This is a genomic window from Erwinia sp. V90_4, assembly GCF_029967685.1.
Lineage (GTDB): Bacteria > Pseudomonadota > Gammaproteobacteria > Enterobacterales > Enterobacteriaceae > Erwinia > Erwinia aphidicola.
The window spans coordinates 1-15691 of the sequence record NZ_JASCAQ010000040.1 but is presented as its reverse complement, the minus strand read 5'-3'; the positions used below and the strand labels follow the sequence as shown (position 1 = coordinate 15691).

At 56.7% G+C, this 15691-nt stretch carries 14 protein-coding genes; 9 read left to right on the top strand and 5 right to left on the bottom strand.

Annotated features, from left to right (window positions below; genetic code table 11):
* Positions 1 to 75: 75 nt before the first annotated feature.
* Positions 76 to 831 (bottom strand): FNR family transcription factor, encoded by a 756-nt coding sequence (locus QLG07_RS06710; RefSeq protein WP_048916025.1) that lies wholly within the window; start codon positions 829 to 831, stop codon positions 76 to 78.
* 304 nt (positions 832 to 1135) lie between these two features.
* On the opposite strand from QLG07_RS06710, the gene smrA reads away from it, so the two are divergent.
* Positions 1136 to 1696, top strand: a complete 561-nt coding sequence (smrA, locus tag QLG07_RS06705; protein WP_187498292.1) for a DNA endonuclease SmrA — start codon at positions 1136 to 1138, stop codon at positions 1694 to 1696.
* Here the strand turns inward: smrA and QLG07_RS06700 are convergent.
* Positions 1693 to 2616 (bottom strand): LysR substrate-binding domain-containing protein, encoded by a 924-nt coding sequence (locus tag QLG07_RS06700; protein WP_282468835.1) that lies wholly within the window; start codon positions 2614 to 2616, stop codon positions 1693 to 1695. The genes smrA and QLG07_RS06700 overlap by 4 nt on opposite strands.
* Before the next feature lie 350 nt (positions 2617 to 2966).
* Here QLG07_RS06700 and QLG07_RS06695 point away from each other — a divergent pair, with 350 nt between their 5' ends.
* Complete coding sequence (locus QLG07_RS06695) at positions 2967 to 4292, top strand: aromatic acid/H+ symport family MFS transporter (RefSeq protein ID WP_282468834.1); 1326 nt, start codon at positions 2967 to 2969, stop codon at positions 4290 to 4292.
* A gap of 60 nt (positions 4293 to 4352) precedes the next feature.
* On the opposite strand, the gene QLG07_RS06690 is transcribed toward QLG07_RS06695, so the two are convergent.
* Entirely contained in the window at positions 4353 to 4787 is a 435-nt protein-coding gene (locus QLG07_RS06690) for a DoxX family protein (RefSeq protein ID WP_282468833.1), read from the bottom strand.
* 164 nt (positions 4788 to 4951) lie between these two features.
* On the opposite strand from QLG07_RS06690, the gene QLG07_RS06685 reads away from it, so the two are divergent.
* Both QLG07_RS06685 and QLG07_RS06680 read left to right on the top strand, forming a co-directional pair.
* Entirely contained in the window at positions 4952 to 6478 is a 1527-nt protein-coding gene (locus tag QLG07_RS06685) for a carboxylesterase/lipase family protein (RefSeq protein WP_282468832.1), read from the top strand.
* 239 nt (positions 6479 to 6717) lie between these two features.
* A complete protein-coding gene (locus tag QLG07_RS06680) occupies positions 6718 to 8367 on the top strand; it encodes a methyl-accepting chemotaxis protein (RefSeq protein ID WP_282468831.1) in 1650 nt (549 codons plus the stop codon).
* On the opposite strand, the gene QLG07_RS06675 is transcribed toward QLG07_RS06680, so the two are convergent.
* Positions 8364 to 9215 carry a LysR family transcriptional regulator gene (locus QLG07_RS06675; RefSeq protein ID WP_133623698.1) on the bottom strand — a complete coding sequence of 284 codons (852 nt, stop codon included), beginning with the start codon at positions 9213 to 9215 and terminating at the stop codon, positions 8364 to 8366. The two genes, QLG07_RS06680 and QLG07_RS06675, sit on opposite strands and share 4 nt — an antisense overlap.
* A gap of 116 nt (positions 9216 to 9331) precedes the next feature.
* On the opposite strand from QLG07_RS06675, the gene QLG07_RS06670 reads away from it, so the two are divergent.
* From QLG07_RS06670 to QLG07_RS06655, 4 genes are all read left to right on the top strand, one after another.
* Positions 9332 to 10501, top strand: a complete 1170-nt coding sequence (locus QLG07_RS06670) for a methionine aminotransferase (RefSeq protein WP_282468830.1) — start codon at positions 9332 to 9334, stop codon at positions 10499 to 10501.
* Positions 10502 to 10526: 25 nt separating this feature from the next.
* Positions 10527 to 11303, top strand: coding sequence for a transporter substrate-binding domain-containing protein (locus QLG07_RS06665; protein ID WP_282468829.1), 777 nt, complete (start codon positions 10527 to 10529; stop codon positions 11301 to 11303).
* Positions 11304 to 11346: 43 nt separating this feature from the next.
* Positions 11347 to 12048, top strand: a complete 702-nt coding sequence (locus tag QLG07_RS06660; protein WP_048916042.1) for a YafY family protein — start codon at positions 11347 to 11349, stop codon at positions 12046 to 12048.
* A 61-nt stretch (positions 12049 to 12109) separates the two neighbouring features.
* The gene (locus QLG07_RS06655) at positions 12110 to 12478 is read left to right on the top strand and encodes a VOC family protein (RefSeq protein WP_187496995.1); all 369 of its coding nucleotides are present in this window, start codon (positions 12110 to 12112) and stop codon (positions 12476 to 12478) included.
* 111 nt (positions 12479 to 12589) lie between these two features.
* On the opposite strand, the gene pepT is transcribed toward QLG07_RS06655, so the two are convergent.
* Complete coding sequence (gene pepT / locus QLG07_RS06650; protein ID WP_048916036.1) at positions 12590 to 13822, bottom strand: peptidase T; 1233 nt, start codon at positions 13820 to 13822, stop codon at positions 12590 to 12592.
* Between the two features lie 128 nt (positions 13823 to 13950).
* Here pepT and QLG07_RS06645 point away from each other — a divergent pair, with 128 nt between their 5' ends.
* Positions 13951 to 15543: an ABC transporter substrate-binding protein gene (locus tag QLG07_RS06645; protein ID WP_099754083.1), complete on the top strand. Its 1593-nt coding sequence runs from the start codon at positions 13951 to 13953 to the stop codon at positions 15541 to 15543.
* The last annotated feature ends 148 nt before the right edge of the window (positions 15544 to 15691 follow it).

The following is a 15691-nucleotide window of genomic DNA, read 5'->3' as shown; positions in this document are numbered from 1 at the left end:
CCCAATCGCGGCAAAGGAAAAAGAGGAAAAGTTGTTGCCGGATCAATAAAATAACAAATATTGACCCGGCAATTATCAGGCAACCGTGTGGCTCTGGCCCGCAAGCTCCGAGAGGATTTGATGATTTTCAATGGTGATGTATTTGCCTTTCACTGCCAGCATGCCGCTTTTCTGGAAGCGACCGAGCAGGCGGCTGATGGTTTCAACCGTCAAACCGAGGTAATTACCGATATCGCCACGGGTCATGGTCAGGCGGAATTCACGCTGCGAGAAGCCGCGCTGGCCAAAGCGACGTGACAGGCCATAAATAAACGCAGCCAGGCGCTCTTCGGCATTTTTCTTCGACAGCAGCAGGATCATTTCCTGGTCACCTTTAATCTCACCGCTCATCAGGCGCATCATCTGCTGGCGCAGGCTGGGCATTTTACCAGAAAGGTCGTCCAAGGTTTCGAAAGGGATTTCACACACCATGGCGGTTTCTAACGCCTGGGCAAAGCTGGGGTGAGAGCTGGCGCTGATGGCGTCAAAGCCAACCAGGTCACCGGCAAGGTGAAAACCGGTAATCTGCTCATCACCCTGTTCGGTGATGGTGTAACTCTTAATGGTTCCTGAACGGATCGCATAGAGTGATTTCAGTTCATCACCGGCTTTAAACAGCGTCTGGCCTTTCTGAATCGGTTTTTTTCGCTCGATGATATTATCGAGCTGATCCAGTTCGTGCTCGTTAAGCGTGAAGGGAATGCATAGCTGACTGATGCTGCAATCCTGGCAGTGAATAGCACAACCACCTGATTGAATGCGTCGGGTAACAATTCGCTTTTCCTGAATCATGATGTACGCTCGATGATAATTGACTGACATCAATTTTACATTTTTCGCTTACAGAATGAAACTCATCTGAGCAGTTTTAGGCACAATAAAAATGGGGATGTTATTGTCAAGGAATATCAATGTGAACGCGGTGTAAAATACCCGCGTTTAAAGGGGGTATTATCGCCAATTCTCTCGCCCTTATGCCCTTTTGCATCATTTTATCCCCTGAACAACAGAGGTGACCGCGGGCGGATTTTTGCTAAACTCACAGCTCTGGCCGAATAGGGTCACGACTTGATAATGACCGGGGGTGAGTATGACCATCAACCTTGATGAGCTGGATCTGTTTAAAAACGCGATGGAAGACGTCAAACCGCTGAAAGAGTGCAGCAACGTCGTGTGGATGAAGAGCCCTAAGCCCACCGCACCGCGCAAGCAGGATCTGCAGTTAGATAACCCCCTGACCAGCGGGCTGCTGGATATTGTTCCGCTTACCGTGCCGCTGGAATATAAGGCGGAAGGCATCCAGCAGGGGGTGCTGGATAAACTCTACCTCGGCAAATACCCGCCGCAGGCCAATCTCAATCTGATTCGTCAGAGCGTTGAACAGTGCCGCCAGGCGCTGTATCTGTTTATTCTGCAGGCGGAGCATCACGGGCTGCGTAATCTGCTGATCGTTCACGGCAAAGGGCGTGACGATCGTTCGCACGCCAATATTATTCGCAGCTATCTGATGCGCTGGCTGCCGCAGCTGGAGCAGGTACAGGCTTTTTGCTGTGCGCGCACTCAGGATGGCGGCGAGGGAGCCTGCTATGTCGGATTGCGTAAAAGCGAGCAGGCGCGGCTGGAAAACCGCGAGCGTCACGCCAAACGCAGCCGTTAGCCGGAGTGGGATTTACGGATGGTCGCCAGCATAATCTCTGCACACAGCGTCAGACTGCTGCCGGAGCGGGTCATAATGCCGACCGGTTCCCCCGGGCCATGTGGGGCAATGGGCAGCGCGGCCAGCGAGTTGTGCAGCAGATCTTCTTTGATGGCGCCGGATGGCACAAACCAAACATAGTTGTAGCGCAGCGCCAGCTGGCGGGCGAGGGAGGTCGAAGAGGTTTCGACCAGCGAGCCGGGCAGCTGGCAGCCTTGCTCCTTCAACATTGCTTCCGCCACGCGCCGTGGTGCTGTGCCCTCCGGAGAGATGACCACCGGCCACGACAGCGCCTTCGACAAGGTGACGTTGTCACTTAAGAGCGGGTGATCGGGATGCACAACCAGCCGCATCGACTCCAGGAACAGCAGTTCATAGGTTAACCCGGTCATCAAATCCGGATCGGCCATGCGGCCAATGCCGACATCAAACTCTCCCGCCTTAATTGCCGCAATCAGCACATTATTGTGCAGCGTTGCCACTTGAACGATAGCCTGCGGCTGCTGCTGGTGAAAACGATCGAGAATTGACGGTAGCATGCCCAGCGCCACGGTGGTCAGAACGCCAACGCGTAACACTTCGGGGTCTTGCTTCACCGGCAGATTAAATGACTGCCCGGCATGATTGAGCGCATCGAGCACGCGCACCGCATGGGTCAGAAACTGTTCCCCCATGGTGGTGAGCTGGGCACCGAGACGCCCGCGTTCGAACAGACGCACGCCCGCCAGCTCCTCAAGCTCATTGAGCGTCTTTGACAGCGCAGGCTGGCTGAGAGACAGGGTCTCGGCGGCACGGCCCAGCGTCCCCTGTTGAGCAACAGCGACGAAAGTATGCAGATGGCGCAGACGAATGCGCTGATTAAACTGATATTTTTTGTCCATAACGCAGAGTAATGAGGGCGGCGATAAACTGGCAAGATCTATCTGAGCGTTTTGTTAACCTTATTGCAAATTTTGATTAACATTTACCGGCTATATGGCCGTATTCATCACTTTTTATGCGGGTAAGCCCTGGGGGTTATATCGGCAGATTATAAAACCGCAGAAAAAACAGGCGCACTGCCTTTTTGCGGTTAACCAGGCTTTTTGTTCGTATTACCGTGAAAAAACGAACAAAACTGGCAGGAGAATTCCATAACAATCCGTTATGATAGCCGCCACTTTTTTAAGTCAAACCTCAGCGAGTCGACATCATCTGGCGGGGTTGACCCAGGCCAGCTATGGAGTGCGATGTGGACAGTAGCGCAGCGATCGATATCCGTGCGTTGATTAATCAGGGGGCGTTGAGTCGCTATCAGAAACGGATTATCGCCCTGAGTTTTGCCGTGGTCGCCATGGATGGTATGGATATCGCGCTGATGGGCTTTATCGCCCCTGCGTTGAAAACTGCCTGGGGCGTGACCAATCACCAGCTTGGCGCGGTGATCAGCGCTGCGCTGATCGGTCTGGCGCTGGGGGCAATGTTTGCCGGGCCGCTGGCAGACCGTTTTGGCCGCCGGGTAATTATCATCAGCAGCGTCTTCTTTTTCGGCCTGTGGACGCTGGCAACCGCGTTTTCGCAAAACCTCGACCAGATTATGCTGTTTCGCTTCCTGACCGGGCTTGGGCTGGGCGCAGCAATGCCTAATGTCGGTACTCTGGTGGCCGAATACTCCCCGGAGCGCAAACGCGCCTTCCTGATCACCGTGGTGTTCTGCGGCTTTACCTTTGGTGCGGCGACCGGCGGGTTTGCCGCCTCGTGGCTGATCCCTAATTTTGGCTGGCACGCGGTGCTGGTGCTGGGTGGGGTTCTGCCGCTGTTGCTGGTGCCTCTGCTGCTACGCGGGCTGCCGGAATCGGTGCGCTTTATGATGACGCGCAACGCACCCGCCGCTGAGATCCGCGCCATTGTGCAGAAGATGCATCCTGGCTGCGTGAACGATGAGAGCCGCTTTACGCGCAGTGAAAGTGTCGCCAGTGAAGGGGCGATAAAAGTGGTGTTATCGCGCCGCTACGCTTTTGGCAGCATGATGCTGTGGGGCAGTTACTTTATGGGGCTGTTCCTCGTCTATCTGATCGGCTCCTGGCTACCCTCGCTGGTGAAGGATGTGGGAATGACGGTGACGCAGGCAGCGCTGGTTACGGCGATGTACCAGGCGGGGGGGACCGTCGGGTCACTGTTTGCGGGCTGGATGATGGACCGTTTTAACGCCAACCTGGCGCTGGCGGCTATCTATTTTACCGGTGCGATTGCCACGGTCTGTATCGGCTACGCTCCGCCGGACGCATGGGTGCTGAGCGCCATCGCTTTCTGCAGCGGCTTCTGCCTGAACGGTGCTAATACCGGGATGAATGCATTATCCGCCAGCTACTATCCCACCCACGCCCGTGCGACCGGTTCCAGCTGGATGCACGGCGTTGGTCGTATCGGGGCTATCCTCAGCGCTTTTGCCGGGGCACAGATGCTGTCGATGGGCTGGAATATCACCGATGTCTTCTCATTCCTCGCCATTCCGGCGGTGCTCACCACGCTGATGCTGGTGGCGAAATATCTGTATGGCTATCAGCGGTCAGATTAACCCTGGGGCGACACAATAAATCGGTGGGGCTGACCCTCTTTTCGGTCAGCCCGCCTTACATCACTGCAAACTGCTGTTTTTCACTAAGGTAAAACGGCCAGCCCCTAAAAACATGACCGCCAGCGCGCCGAAGAAATAGAGCGCTTCACCTTCCAGTGCCCATGCGCCAACGCTGGTTCTGTCCCATACCGCACCGGTTTTTACCAGCAGCGTTGCCACCACCAGATTGACTGCGATAACAAACGCCGCCGGCCGGGTCAGCAGGCCAACGATAATCATCACCGGTGCAACGACCTCGCCGAAATAGGCGCCATAGGCGACAAACCCCGGGATGCCGTGCGCGTGCAGCAGGCGTGCAATCCAGCCTACGCCGTGCTGGATCTTAAATACTCCATGAAACAGCAGCAGCGCCCCGAGTGAAACGCGTAACACCAGCTTGCCCAAATCGGGATGGTCGCCGAGGCGGGAAAATTCATTATTGATAGCGGAAAACATAAAGTGGTCCTCAACGTTATGGCAAAAAATCCTGCATCGCAGCCGCGGATCATCGCATTGTGAAAAACTCATCACCTATCAGCATAATCTGCAAATAAGCTGGCGTTATGGACTTTCTGCCTGCGCATGCAAATAATTAATGCAGGCCAGTTTTGGATGAACTAATGAGAAACGATCGTTTATTACGGATTAATACCGCAGAAGGCTGTCTGCGAGGAAATGTGGAAGAGGGTGTATTTGTTTTTAAAGGGATCCCTTACGCCGCTCCGCCCGTCGGCCCGCTGCGCTGGAGAGCGCCGAAACCGGTCCCGCCCTGGGAAGGGGAAAAGGATGCCAGCGCATGGGGCTTTGCCAGCTGGCAAAGCCGCGAATACTGCCTCGCCGTTGGCGGAGGCGACCCTGGCACCTTCAGCGAAGATTGCTTATATCTCAACGTCTGGACGCCCGATGTCGAGCCATCTTCACCGCTGCCGGTGATGGTGTGGATCCACGGTGGCGGCTACGCCGTCGGTTCAGGTGGGCTGACGCCGTACATTGGCGCACCGCTGGCACAGCGCGGCGCGGTAGTGGTGACGATCAACTATCGCCTGGGTCATCTGGGCTTCTTCGCCCATCCGGCGCTGGACCGCGAGTACGCCAAAGGTGAAGTGATAAATAATTTCGCCTTGCTCGACCAGATCAGCGCCCTGCAGTGGGTGCAACGTAACATTCATGCCTTTGGCGGCAACCCGCACAATGTCACGCTGATGGGCGAATCCTCGGGTGCCCGCAGCGTCCTGTCACTGTTTGCTTCGCCGCTGGCGCAGGGTCTATTCCACAAAGGCATTGCGCAGAGCGCTTACTCTTTACCTGACGTCCCCCGTACCGAAGCGTTAAAGAAGGGCGAGGCGCTGGCCAGCCATTTTGCACTTGGCGAAGCGACGGCAGAACAGCTGCGCGCGCTGCCCGCCGAAGCCTTCTGGTCGCTGGACAGTTCGCTGGGAACCGGGCCAGTCGCCATCAGCGGTGACTGCGTATTGCCTCAGCCAATGCTTAACGTATTCAATGCTGGCAAACAGCAGCGTCTGCCGCTGATAATTGGCAGTAACAGTGATGAAGCCAGCGTGCTGAACTATTTTGGTGTCGATGCCGCGAAGGTGATCGCCAGGCTGCGCGCCAATCAGCCCCTGACGCTGCGCTTAATTAAGCTGTTATATCCCGGCGTCTGGGATGACATTGAGCTGGGCCGCCAGGTCGCGCGCGATATGAGTTTCACCACCCTGGGCTATGTTATGGCCCTGGCACAGCACCGCATTGGCATTCCGGGCTGGCGCTACTACTTCGATTATGTTTCCGAAAATGCCCGCGATATCTACCCGCACGGCACCTGGCACGGCAATGAAGTGCCGTACGTTCTCAATACGCTGGGGCAGATGCCGCCGGGCGAAGCCGATCGCGCCTTTACCGCAGGTGACCACCAGTTCGCCCGGCGCGTCAGTGAATACTGGCTAAGCTTTGCCCGCGATATCACCGAGTTTTCCCATCAGATCGGCGGTGAGGTGAGCTGGCCTGCCTGGCATCCTTCACAGGATGTTACCCTGCGCTTCGGTCAGGACGGGTTGGCCGATATCCATATTGAAAAACGGTTTATGCGCCGCCGCATGCAGGTTTTCCGCCTGCTGATGAAGGCCCTTGTCCATCTTAAACACTAAATAATAATCACGCAGCGGTAATAGTTAATGATTACTGCTGTGTTTTAAATAACTTAAAAAAGTTAAATATCGCTTCATAGCAATCACTTATATTACATCAGCACTAAAAACAGGCTGCGGAATCAACAATATTAATCGTGTATTTTTCTTAACTGTTTCTTCGTAATTTGCCGATAACTCTCTTGATAGCCCACTTATGTCATCACTTTTATTCGGTATCACCAGGTTACGGAGTCCCTATGAACTTATTAAAGAACTACACGATCCGCGCCATTATGCTGTGGATCCTCGGCCTGTTTTGCCTGCTTTGGGGAGGCGTTGGCGGCTACAGCGTCTATTCTCTGAACCAGCTGGCAAAGGGTAACGACGTTGACCGTCACCTGGTAAGCCAGATGACCACGCTGAGTAAGGGTAACGACCAGTATTTTCGGGTGATTACTCGTCTGTCGCGGGCCATCGAATCTAAAAAGCCAGAAGATATGGCCTCCGTGCAGAAAGCGCTGGATAGCATGACCACGCTGCTGGCCGATTTTAAAAAACAGTCTCCCGGCCCGCTTGATGCCCAGTATGCGGCGGGTGCCATTGATAGCTGGCAGAAGCTGCTGGATGAGGGCGTTGCTCCGCAGGTGAACCTGGCAAAGCAGGGCAGCCTTGATGATTTCCGCCGCCAGGCCAGCAGCGTAACGCCTGCGCTGAGCCGCGCATTTGGCGCCAGCGTGGAAAAGTTCAACAGCGCGGCGGGTGCCAAGCTGGATGACACGCGCATCACCGTCGATCACCTGACCAACGTCACCAAAAGCGTGCTGGTGATGGCGGTGATTGCCGGGCTGCTGATTTTACTGTTCACCGACCGCTATCTGGTGGTGATGCTGGTGCGCCCGCTCGACACCATCCGCGAACACTTCCGTGTCATTGCTGAAGGTGACCTTAGCCAGCCGGTGAATGACTTTGGCCGTAACTGCGTCGGCAAGCTGGTGCCTTTACTGCGCGCGATGCAGGACAGCCTGCGCGAAGCGGTCAGCTCAATTCGCAGCGGCACCGAAAATATCTATCGCGGCGCAGCGGAGATCTCCTCGGGTAACAACGATCTCTCTTCGCGTACCGAAGAGCAGGCCTCCGCGCTGGAGCAAACTGCCGCCAGCATGGAGCAGCTCACGGCTACGGTGAAGTTCAACGCCGATAACGCGCGTCAGGCCAGCGATCTGGCGGATACCGCCTCAGCAACCGCGGGTAAAGGCGGCAAGCTGGTGGGTCAGGTGGTCAGCACCATGGAAGGCATTGCCGGCAGTTCGAAGAAGATTGCCGAAATTACCACGGTGATTAACAGCATTGCTTTTCAGACCAACATTCTGGCACTTAACGCTGCGGTCGAAGCCGCACGCGCCGGTGAGCAGGGGCGCGGTTTTGCCGTGGTAGCCAGTGAAGTGCGCAACCTGGCGCAGCGCAGTGCTAACGCGGCCAAAGAGATTGAAACCCTGATTGCCGACTCGGTCAGCCGGGTTGACGATGGGTCGAAGCTGGTGAACGCGGCGGGCAGCACCATGAACGATATTCTGCACTCGGTAGGCGAAGTGACCGAGATCATGAAGCAGATCGCCTCGGCATCGGAAGAGCAGAGTAAGGGCATTGCGCAGGTCGGCACCGCCATTTCCGAGATGGACAGCGTGACCCAGCAGAACGCCTCGCTGGTTGAACAGGTCTCCGCCGCTGCCAGCGCGCTGGAGCGCCAGACGGAAGAGCTGACGCTGTCGGTGGCTAAATTCCGCCTGTCGGCGACCGAGCCTGCGGTGAAAAGTGCGGCGCTGAAATCGCCAGCGCGCGCCGCATCACCTTCGCCTGTCCTGGCAAAAAGCCCGGCGGCTGGCGCTGATGACTGGGTAGCGTTCTAATTCCCCGCTGATAACCACGCCACCAGCTCATCCAGCAGCGGTGGCGCTTCCTCAGGCGGGCGGCGGAGCAGGCTGTAAACCGCCCCCGTTTTCACACTGCCGCTAAACGGCGCCACCAGGCGCTGCATCGCCAGATCTTCCGCAATCAGCGTCACATCCGCCACCGTCACGCCAAACCCCTGAATGGCCGCACTGATCGCCAGATCCATGGTGGCAAAGTGCTGGTTACGCTTCATGATCGGCGGCTGGCGGTTGGCCTGGAGCCAGAGCTGCCAGTCACGGCTGTCGGCGGTGGGATGCAGAAAAGTCATCGCGGCCAGCGACGCGGGCGTGACGGCCGGTTCGGGCAGCAGCGCGGCGGCCATCACCGGAGTTAATGCCTCTTCAAACAGCAGCACGCCGTGGCGCGGCATGCTGCCGTAAACAATGGCGGCATCAAAATTTTCCAGCTGGCCGCTGTGCTCAACGGTGGTGGTGAGGGAGACATGCAGTTCCGGGCGCTGCTTCTCCAGCGCCACCAGTTTTGGCACCAGCCAGCGCATCGCACAGGTTGGGGCTTTCAGGCGGATCACCGCGTGCTGACGGCTCGCCTGCTGCGCAGCGTCGTGCATCTGCTGATAGCCGCTTTGCAGCGCGGGCAACAGGCTGGCCCCCTGCGGGGTCAGATGCAGGCCGCGCGCGTGGCGGTCAAACAGGGTAAAACCAAGCCACGCTTCCAGCGCCGCAATTTTACGGCTCACCGCACCCTGAGTAATGCACAGCTCGCTGGCCGCACGCGTCAGGTTAAGGTGACGGGCAGCAACGATAAAAGCATGAATGGCATTTAACGGCAGCGGACGCTGGGGCATAGAGGCTCTCTGAGCTATGTTAAAAAGTCATGGCTATTATGACAACAATTCGCTTGTCGCCTCAAGTGCCGCCAGGTAGAACTGGCATCATTACTTTTCTTCCGACTGGAGCTTCTATGACCATCACCTCAGCGGTGCAGCAGCGCTCAAAACTCCCCGATGTTGGCACCACTATTTTCTCGGTGATTGGCCAGCTCTCCGCGCAGCATAACGCGATAAACCTGTCGCAGGGCGCACCAAACTTCCCTTGCGACCCGCTGCTGGTTGATGGTGTCACCCGCGCCATGCAGCAGGGGCATAACCAGTATGCACCGATGACGGGGCTGGGCGCGCTGAGAGACGTGCTGGCGGAAAAAGTCCACACGCTTTACGGCCAGCAGTATGACGCGGGCAGTGAAGTGCTGATCACTGCCAGCGCCAGCGAAGCGCTCTACTCAGCGATTGCCGGGCTGGTGCATGCGGGCGATGAGGTGATCTTCTTTGAACCCGCGTTCGACAGCTATGCGCCGATTGTGCGCCTGCAGGGGGCGAAAGCCATTGGCCTGAAGTTACAGGTGCCGGAGTTTGCGATTAACTGGGAGGAAGTCAGCGCCGCGATCACCTCGCGCACGCGGATGATCATCATCAACACACCGCACAACCCCAGTTCACAGGTGCTGAGCCGCGAAGATCTCGACCGGCTGGCAGCGCTGACGCGCAACACCGATATCGTGGTGCTGTCTGATGAAGTGTATGAGCACATCCTGTTTGACGGCCGCAAGCATCACGGCATGGCAACCCACCCGGAGCTGGCGCAGCGCAGCGTGATTGTCTCGTCCTTCGGTAAAACTTTCCACGTGACCGGCTGGCGCGTCGGCTATCTGTTAGCCCCGGCGCAGCTGATGGAGGAGGTGGTTAAAGTGCATCAGTTTATGATGTTCTCCGCCGATACCCCCATGCAGGTAGCGTTTGCCGACTATCTGCGCCAGCCAGCTAACTATCTGGCACTGTGCGAATTCTATCAGCGCAAGCGCGACACCTTAGCCACGCTGCTGCAGGATTCGCCGTTCAGGCTGCTGCCATCGGCGGGATCGTTCTTTATGTTGGCCAGCTATGCTGATTTCAGTGACGAGACGGACAGCGAAATGGTAAAACGTCTGATTGTTGATCATGGTGTGGCGACCATTCCGCTGTCGGCATTTTATACCGATGGCACCGACAATAAATTAATCCGTCTCTCTTTCGCAAAAGACGAAGCCACTTTGCAGGCGGGCGCACGCGCACTCTGCCAGGTCAAGCCTCGCTAACTTAATCACACTTGAGGGGAAGTACATGAAGAAGCTGAACGCGTTGTTGGTGGCGGTAGGCCTGTTGAGTTCCTTGTCCGCGCTGGCGCAGGAGACGCTGCGCTACGGGCTGGAATCACAGTATCCACCTTTTGAAAGCCGCAATGCCTCCGGGGAGCTGGAAGGGTTTGATATTGAGCTGGGCAAAGCCATTTGCCAGGCGGGTAACTTCAAGTGCAGCTGGGTTGAGAGCAGCTTTGACGCCTTAATCCCGGCACTGGCGGCGAAGAAGTTTGATGCCATTAACTCGGCGATGAATATCACCGAAGCACGCATGAAAAGCATCGGCTTCACCAAGCCTATTTACCGTATTCCCAGCATGCTGATTGTGAAAACCGGTTCTGGCCTGCAGCCAACCGTGGAGAGCCTGAAAGGTAAAAGCGTAGGCGTGCTGCAAGGGTCCGTACAGGAAACCTTCGCTAAGAAGCACTGGGAGCCGCAGGGGGTGACCGTAACCTCCTATCAGGACCAGAACCAGGTGTACAACGACATGGATGCTGGCCGCCTCGACGGTACGCTGGTGATGTCTGCTGCCGGTCAGTCCGGCTTCCTCGACAAGCCGCAGGGCAAGGGTTACAGCTTCGCCGTTAAAGCGGTAGAGGATGAGCAGGTGCTGGGCGTGGGAATCGGTTTTGGCCTGCGTAAAGACGACGCTAAGCTGAAGCAGGATCTCGATGCGGCGATTGCTAAAGTACAGGCTGACGGCACCGTCACCAGGCTGGCTGCCAAGTTCTTCCCCGGCATTGATGTGTCAGTAAAATAATCAGGGTGGGGCGGGCATGCCCGCCCCCTTTGATTCACCGGCTATGTCACGCGCTCAACGCCTGCTCGACCTGCTGCAGATACTGCGTAATCATCGTTTCCCGGTGACGGCGCAGCATCTTGCCAGCCAGCTTTCAGTCAGCTGCCGCACTCTTTATCGCGACATTGCCACGCTGCAGCAGCAGGGCGCCAATATTGTCGGTGAAGCCGGGCTGGGCTATGTGCTGCGGCCGGGATTTACCCTGCCGCCGCTGATGTTCAGCGAGCAGGAAATCGCTGCACTGGTGCTGGGCTCGCGCTGGGTGGCGCGTCGAGCCGATAGCGAACTGTCCACGGCGGCACACTCCGCGCTGAGCAAAATCGCTGATGTTTTGCCGGATTCACTGCGTACTAAGCTGGAACTCTCTGCACTGATGGTCGGCCCGGCGTCGTCGGCCAGCATCATCGCCCTGGATGTAGCCGCGCTGCGCCGGGCTATTGACCAACAGAGCATTATTCTGATCGACTATCTGGATTTGCAGGGCGTGGCATCACAGCGCACGCTATGGCCAATTGCGATTGGTTTTTTTGATCAGGTACAGCTGCTGGCGGCCTGGTGCGAACTGCGTCAGGACTTTCGCCATTTCCGCCTCGACCGCATTGTTAAGATGCAGATCACTTCGCAGCGTTATCACCGTTCCCGCACCTTACTGGTCAAGCAGTGGCGCACCCAGCAGGGGATTGAAGCCCAGGGTTTTGGCTACTGACAAAAACTGTCAGTAAGGTGACTTAGGCTCTTCCTGTCGAATCAACTAAACGGGAACCCCTATGAACGCGCTTCAATTCACCATCCTCTATGTTACTAATCCGGCAAGTAGCGCTAAATTTTACCAACGAATTCTCAATGTGAGTCCGGTCGAGCTATCCCAGACTTTCGCCATGCTGGCGCTGCCCTCAGCCTGCCGACTGGGATTATGGGCGCGCTCGGGGGTAGAACCGGCGGTAGCCGCGGGCAGCAGCCAGGCAGAGATCGTGCTGGCCGCAGCAAGCCGTAGCGAAGTAGATGACTGTTTCAGCCAGTGGCAGCAGTGGGGGATTGAGATCCTGCAGGTGCCAACGGAGATGGACTTTGGCTATACCTTTACCGCCTGTGACCCGGACGGGCACCGTATACGCGTGTATGTCTTCGAGCAGTAATGTGAAGCGGGTCGGGCATGCCCGCCCCCTTTGATAATGTTGCTGGATACCCGACCGGCTACGGATCGTAGGGTCGAGGCATGCCTCGACCGTATTTCTTTCCGCCGACTATCACTCCGCTGCCAGCAGGCAAATTTTCTCTGCCAGCAGGTAAGATTTCACAAACGACGGGATCGGCAGGAACTCAAATTTCGAGTGGAAGTTATGCGCCCCGGTAAAGAAGTTCGGCGTTAACAGACCCTTGGCCGACAGTGCAGCGCCATCGGTGCCGCCGCGCATTGGGATCACCTTCGGTTCAATCTCTAACTGCTTCATCGCCTCAAAGATCAGTTCGATCGGGCGGCGATCGTCGCCAATGGCATTGCTGATATTGCTGTAGGTATCGCTGATGCTGACTTCAACTTTTCCGGTTGGGTAGGCCTGACGGATTTTCTCCGCCACGTCATGCATCTGCTGTTTGCGTGCGGCAAAACTGGCGAGGTCAAAATCACGAATTGAAGCCTTCAGACGCGTCTCGCTGGCGTTGGCCTGCATGTCGTTAAACCAGGTGTAGCCTTCGCGCCCCTCGGTATGCTCCGGTGTCTGCTGACGGTCGAAGTGGCTGATAAAGTCCCACGCCATCAGCAGCGGATTGACCAGCACCCCTTTGCCCGACATCGGGTGTGCTGTTACACCGGTCAGGCGGATTTCAGCGGCAGCGGCGTTAAAGTTCTCATAAACCACTTCGCCCAGCTCGCAGCAGTCGATAGTGTAGGCAAAATCGACGTCAAAACGGGCTTTTAAATCCAGCGCCTTCGCACCGCGCAGGCCGATCTCTTCATCCGGCACAAACGCCACCACGATATCGCCGTGGGCGTGCTGCGCATTCAGGTTTTCCATCAGCGTCATCACCACCGTGACCGCCGCTTTATTGTCGGCGCCGAGCACGCTGGTGCCGTCGCTGAAGATGATTTCCTGGCCATGATAGGCGCGGATCTCCGGGTGTTCCGCGCTGCGCAGCCAGATATCCTGCGCTTGGTTCAGGCACAGATCCTCACCCTCATAGCGCAGCGTCTGCGGATGAATATGCGGTGACAGCCCGACGTCGACGGTATCGATATGGGTGATAAAGCCAATGCGCGGCGCATCAGGGCGGTTGCCGGGCTTAACGGCGGTAACGGTAGCAAACTCATCAATCACCACCTTTTCCAGCCCGAGCTGGCGCAGCTCGTCAGCCAGCATTTGCGCCATCTGATGCTGTTCCGGCGTGCTCGGCAGCACGGTTGCTGCGGCATCACTCTGGCTGGTAACGGCCAGATAACGATAAAAACGCTGAGTCAGCTGGCTCGCCAGGTTGTCGGTCATAACGTTTCCTTATTTGTCGCGAACTATAAAGGTTCTGTAGAGTTGCCAATCGTGTTATTTATTAAACAGATATCTTTTTGTTTTACGCATCACCCCCTGACAAAGTCAAATAAAAAGCGAGGATGGAGATGAAGAAAGTGGTATTACGCACGGTACTGGCGGCTCTGGCGCTCACCGTGGCCTCTGGGGCAGCGGCAAAAACGCTGGTGTTCTGTTCGGAAGGGTCGCCGGAAAACTTTAACCCTCAGCTGTACACCTCCGGCACCAGCGTGGATGCCAGCGCGGTGCCGATTTATAACCGCCTGGTGGATTTCACACCGGGTACCACCGACCTGATCCCGAGCCTCGCCGAGAGCTGGGATATCAGCCCGGACGGCAAGGTTTATACCTTCCACCTGCGCAAAGGCGTCAAGTTCCACAGCAGTAAAAGCTATAAGCCGACGCGCGATTTCAACGCCGACGACGTTATCTTCTCGTTTATGCGGCAGAAAGATCCGGCTAACCCGTATCACAACGTCTCTAACGGCAGCTACACCAACTTTGAAAGCCTGGAGTTTGGCACGCTGCTGCAAAAAATTGAGAAGGTGGACGACCACACCGTGCGCTTTACGCTGGCCCATGCCGAGGCGCCATTCCTCGCCGATCTCGGCTGGTATTTTGCTTCGATCCTCTCCGCCGAATATGCCGATGCGATGCTAAAGGCCGGCACGCCGGAGAAAGTGGACCGCGACCCTATCGGCACCGGGCCATTTGAGCTGGTGCAGTACCAGAAGGACGCGCGCATTCTGTACCGTGCCTTCCCGGACTACTGGCAGGGCAAAGCGAAACTGGATCGTCTGGTATTCAGCATCACCCCTGATGCCTCGGTACGTGCTGCCAAGCTGGAGAAAAACGAATGCCAGGTGATGCCATTCCCAAACCCTGCCGACCTTAAGCGACTGGGCGAAGACAAAAATATCACTCTGATGCAGAAGGCCGGGCTCAACACCGGTTTCCTCGCGTTTAACACCCAGAAAGCCCCGCTGGATAACGTCAAAGTGCGCCAGGCGCTGAGTATGGCGATCAACAAACCGGCGATTATCGAAGCGGTATTCCAGGGCACCGGCACCGCAGCGAAAAATCTGCTGCCGCCGGGGGTGTGGAGTGCTGACCAGGACCTGAAGGATTACGATTACGACGTAGAAAAAGCCAAGGCATTGCTGAAAGAAGCCGGAATAGCCCCTGGCACCAGCATTGACCTGTGGGCGATGCCGGTGCAGCGCCCTTATAACCCGAACGCGCGACGCATGGCCGAAATGATCCAGGCTGACTGGGCGAAAGTGGGCATCAAAGCGAATATCGTCAGCTTCGAATGGGGGGAGTACCTCAAACGGGTGAAAAACGGCGAACACCAGGCCGCGCTGATGGGCTGGACCACCGCGACCGGCGATCCCGATAACTTCTTCGGTCCGCTGTTCAGCTGTACTTCGGCCAACGGTGGGTCAAACTCGTCGAAGTGGTGCTACCAGCCCTTTGACCAGCTGATTAGCAAAGCGCGCGCCGAGCAGGATCACGACAAGCGCGTGGCGATGTACCGGGAGGCGCAGCAGATCATGCACGACCAGGCCCCAGCGGTGATGATTGCGCACTCAACCATTTTCGAACCGGTGCGCAAAGAGGTGAGCGGTTACGAAGTCGATCCCTTCGGTAAGCATATTTTTTATCAGGTAGAGATGAAATAAATAGCGGCTTGAGCGAAAAGAAGGTCAGTATTTTGTCGTAGGGGTGACCTCTGAGGGAGCCCCAGAAATGACTTCCATCGCTAAACGTCCGCGAACCGGTCTGAGCTCAGCCTGAGCACGCCGGAACGGCAAAAGACGCTCCCTGCGG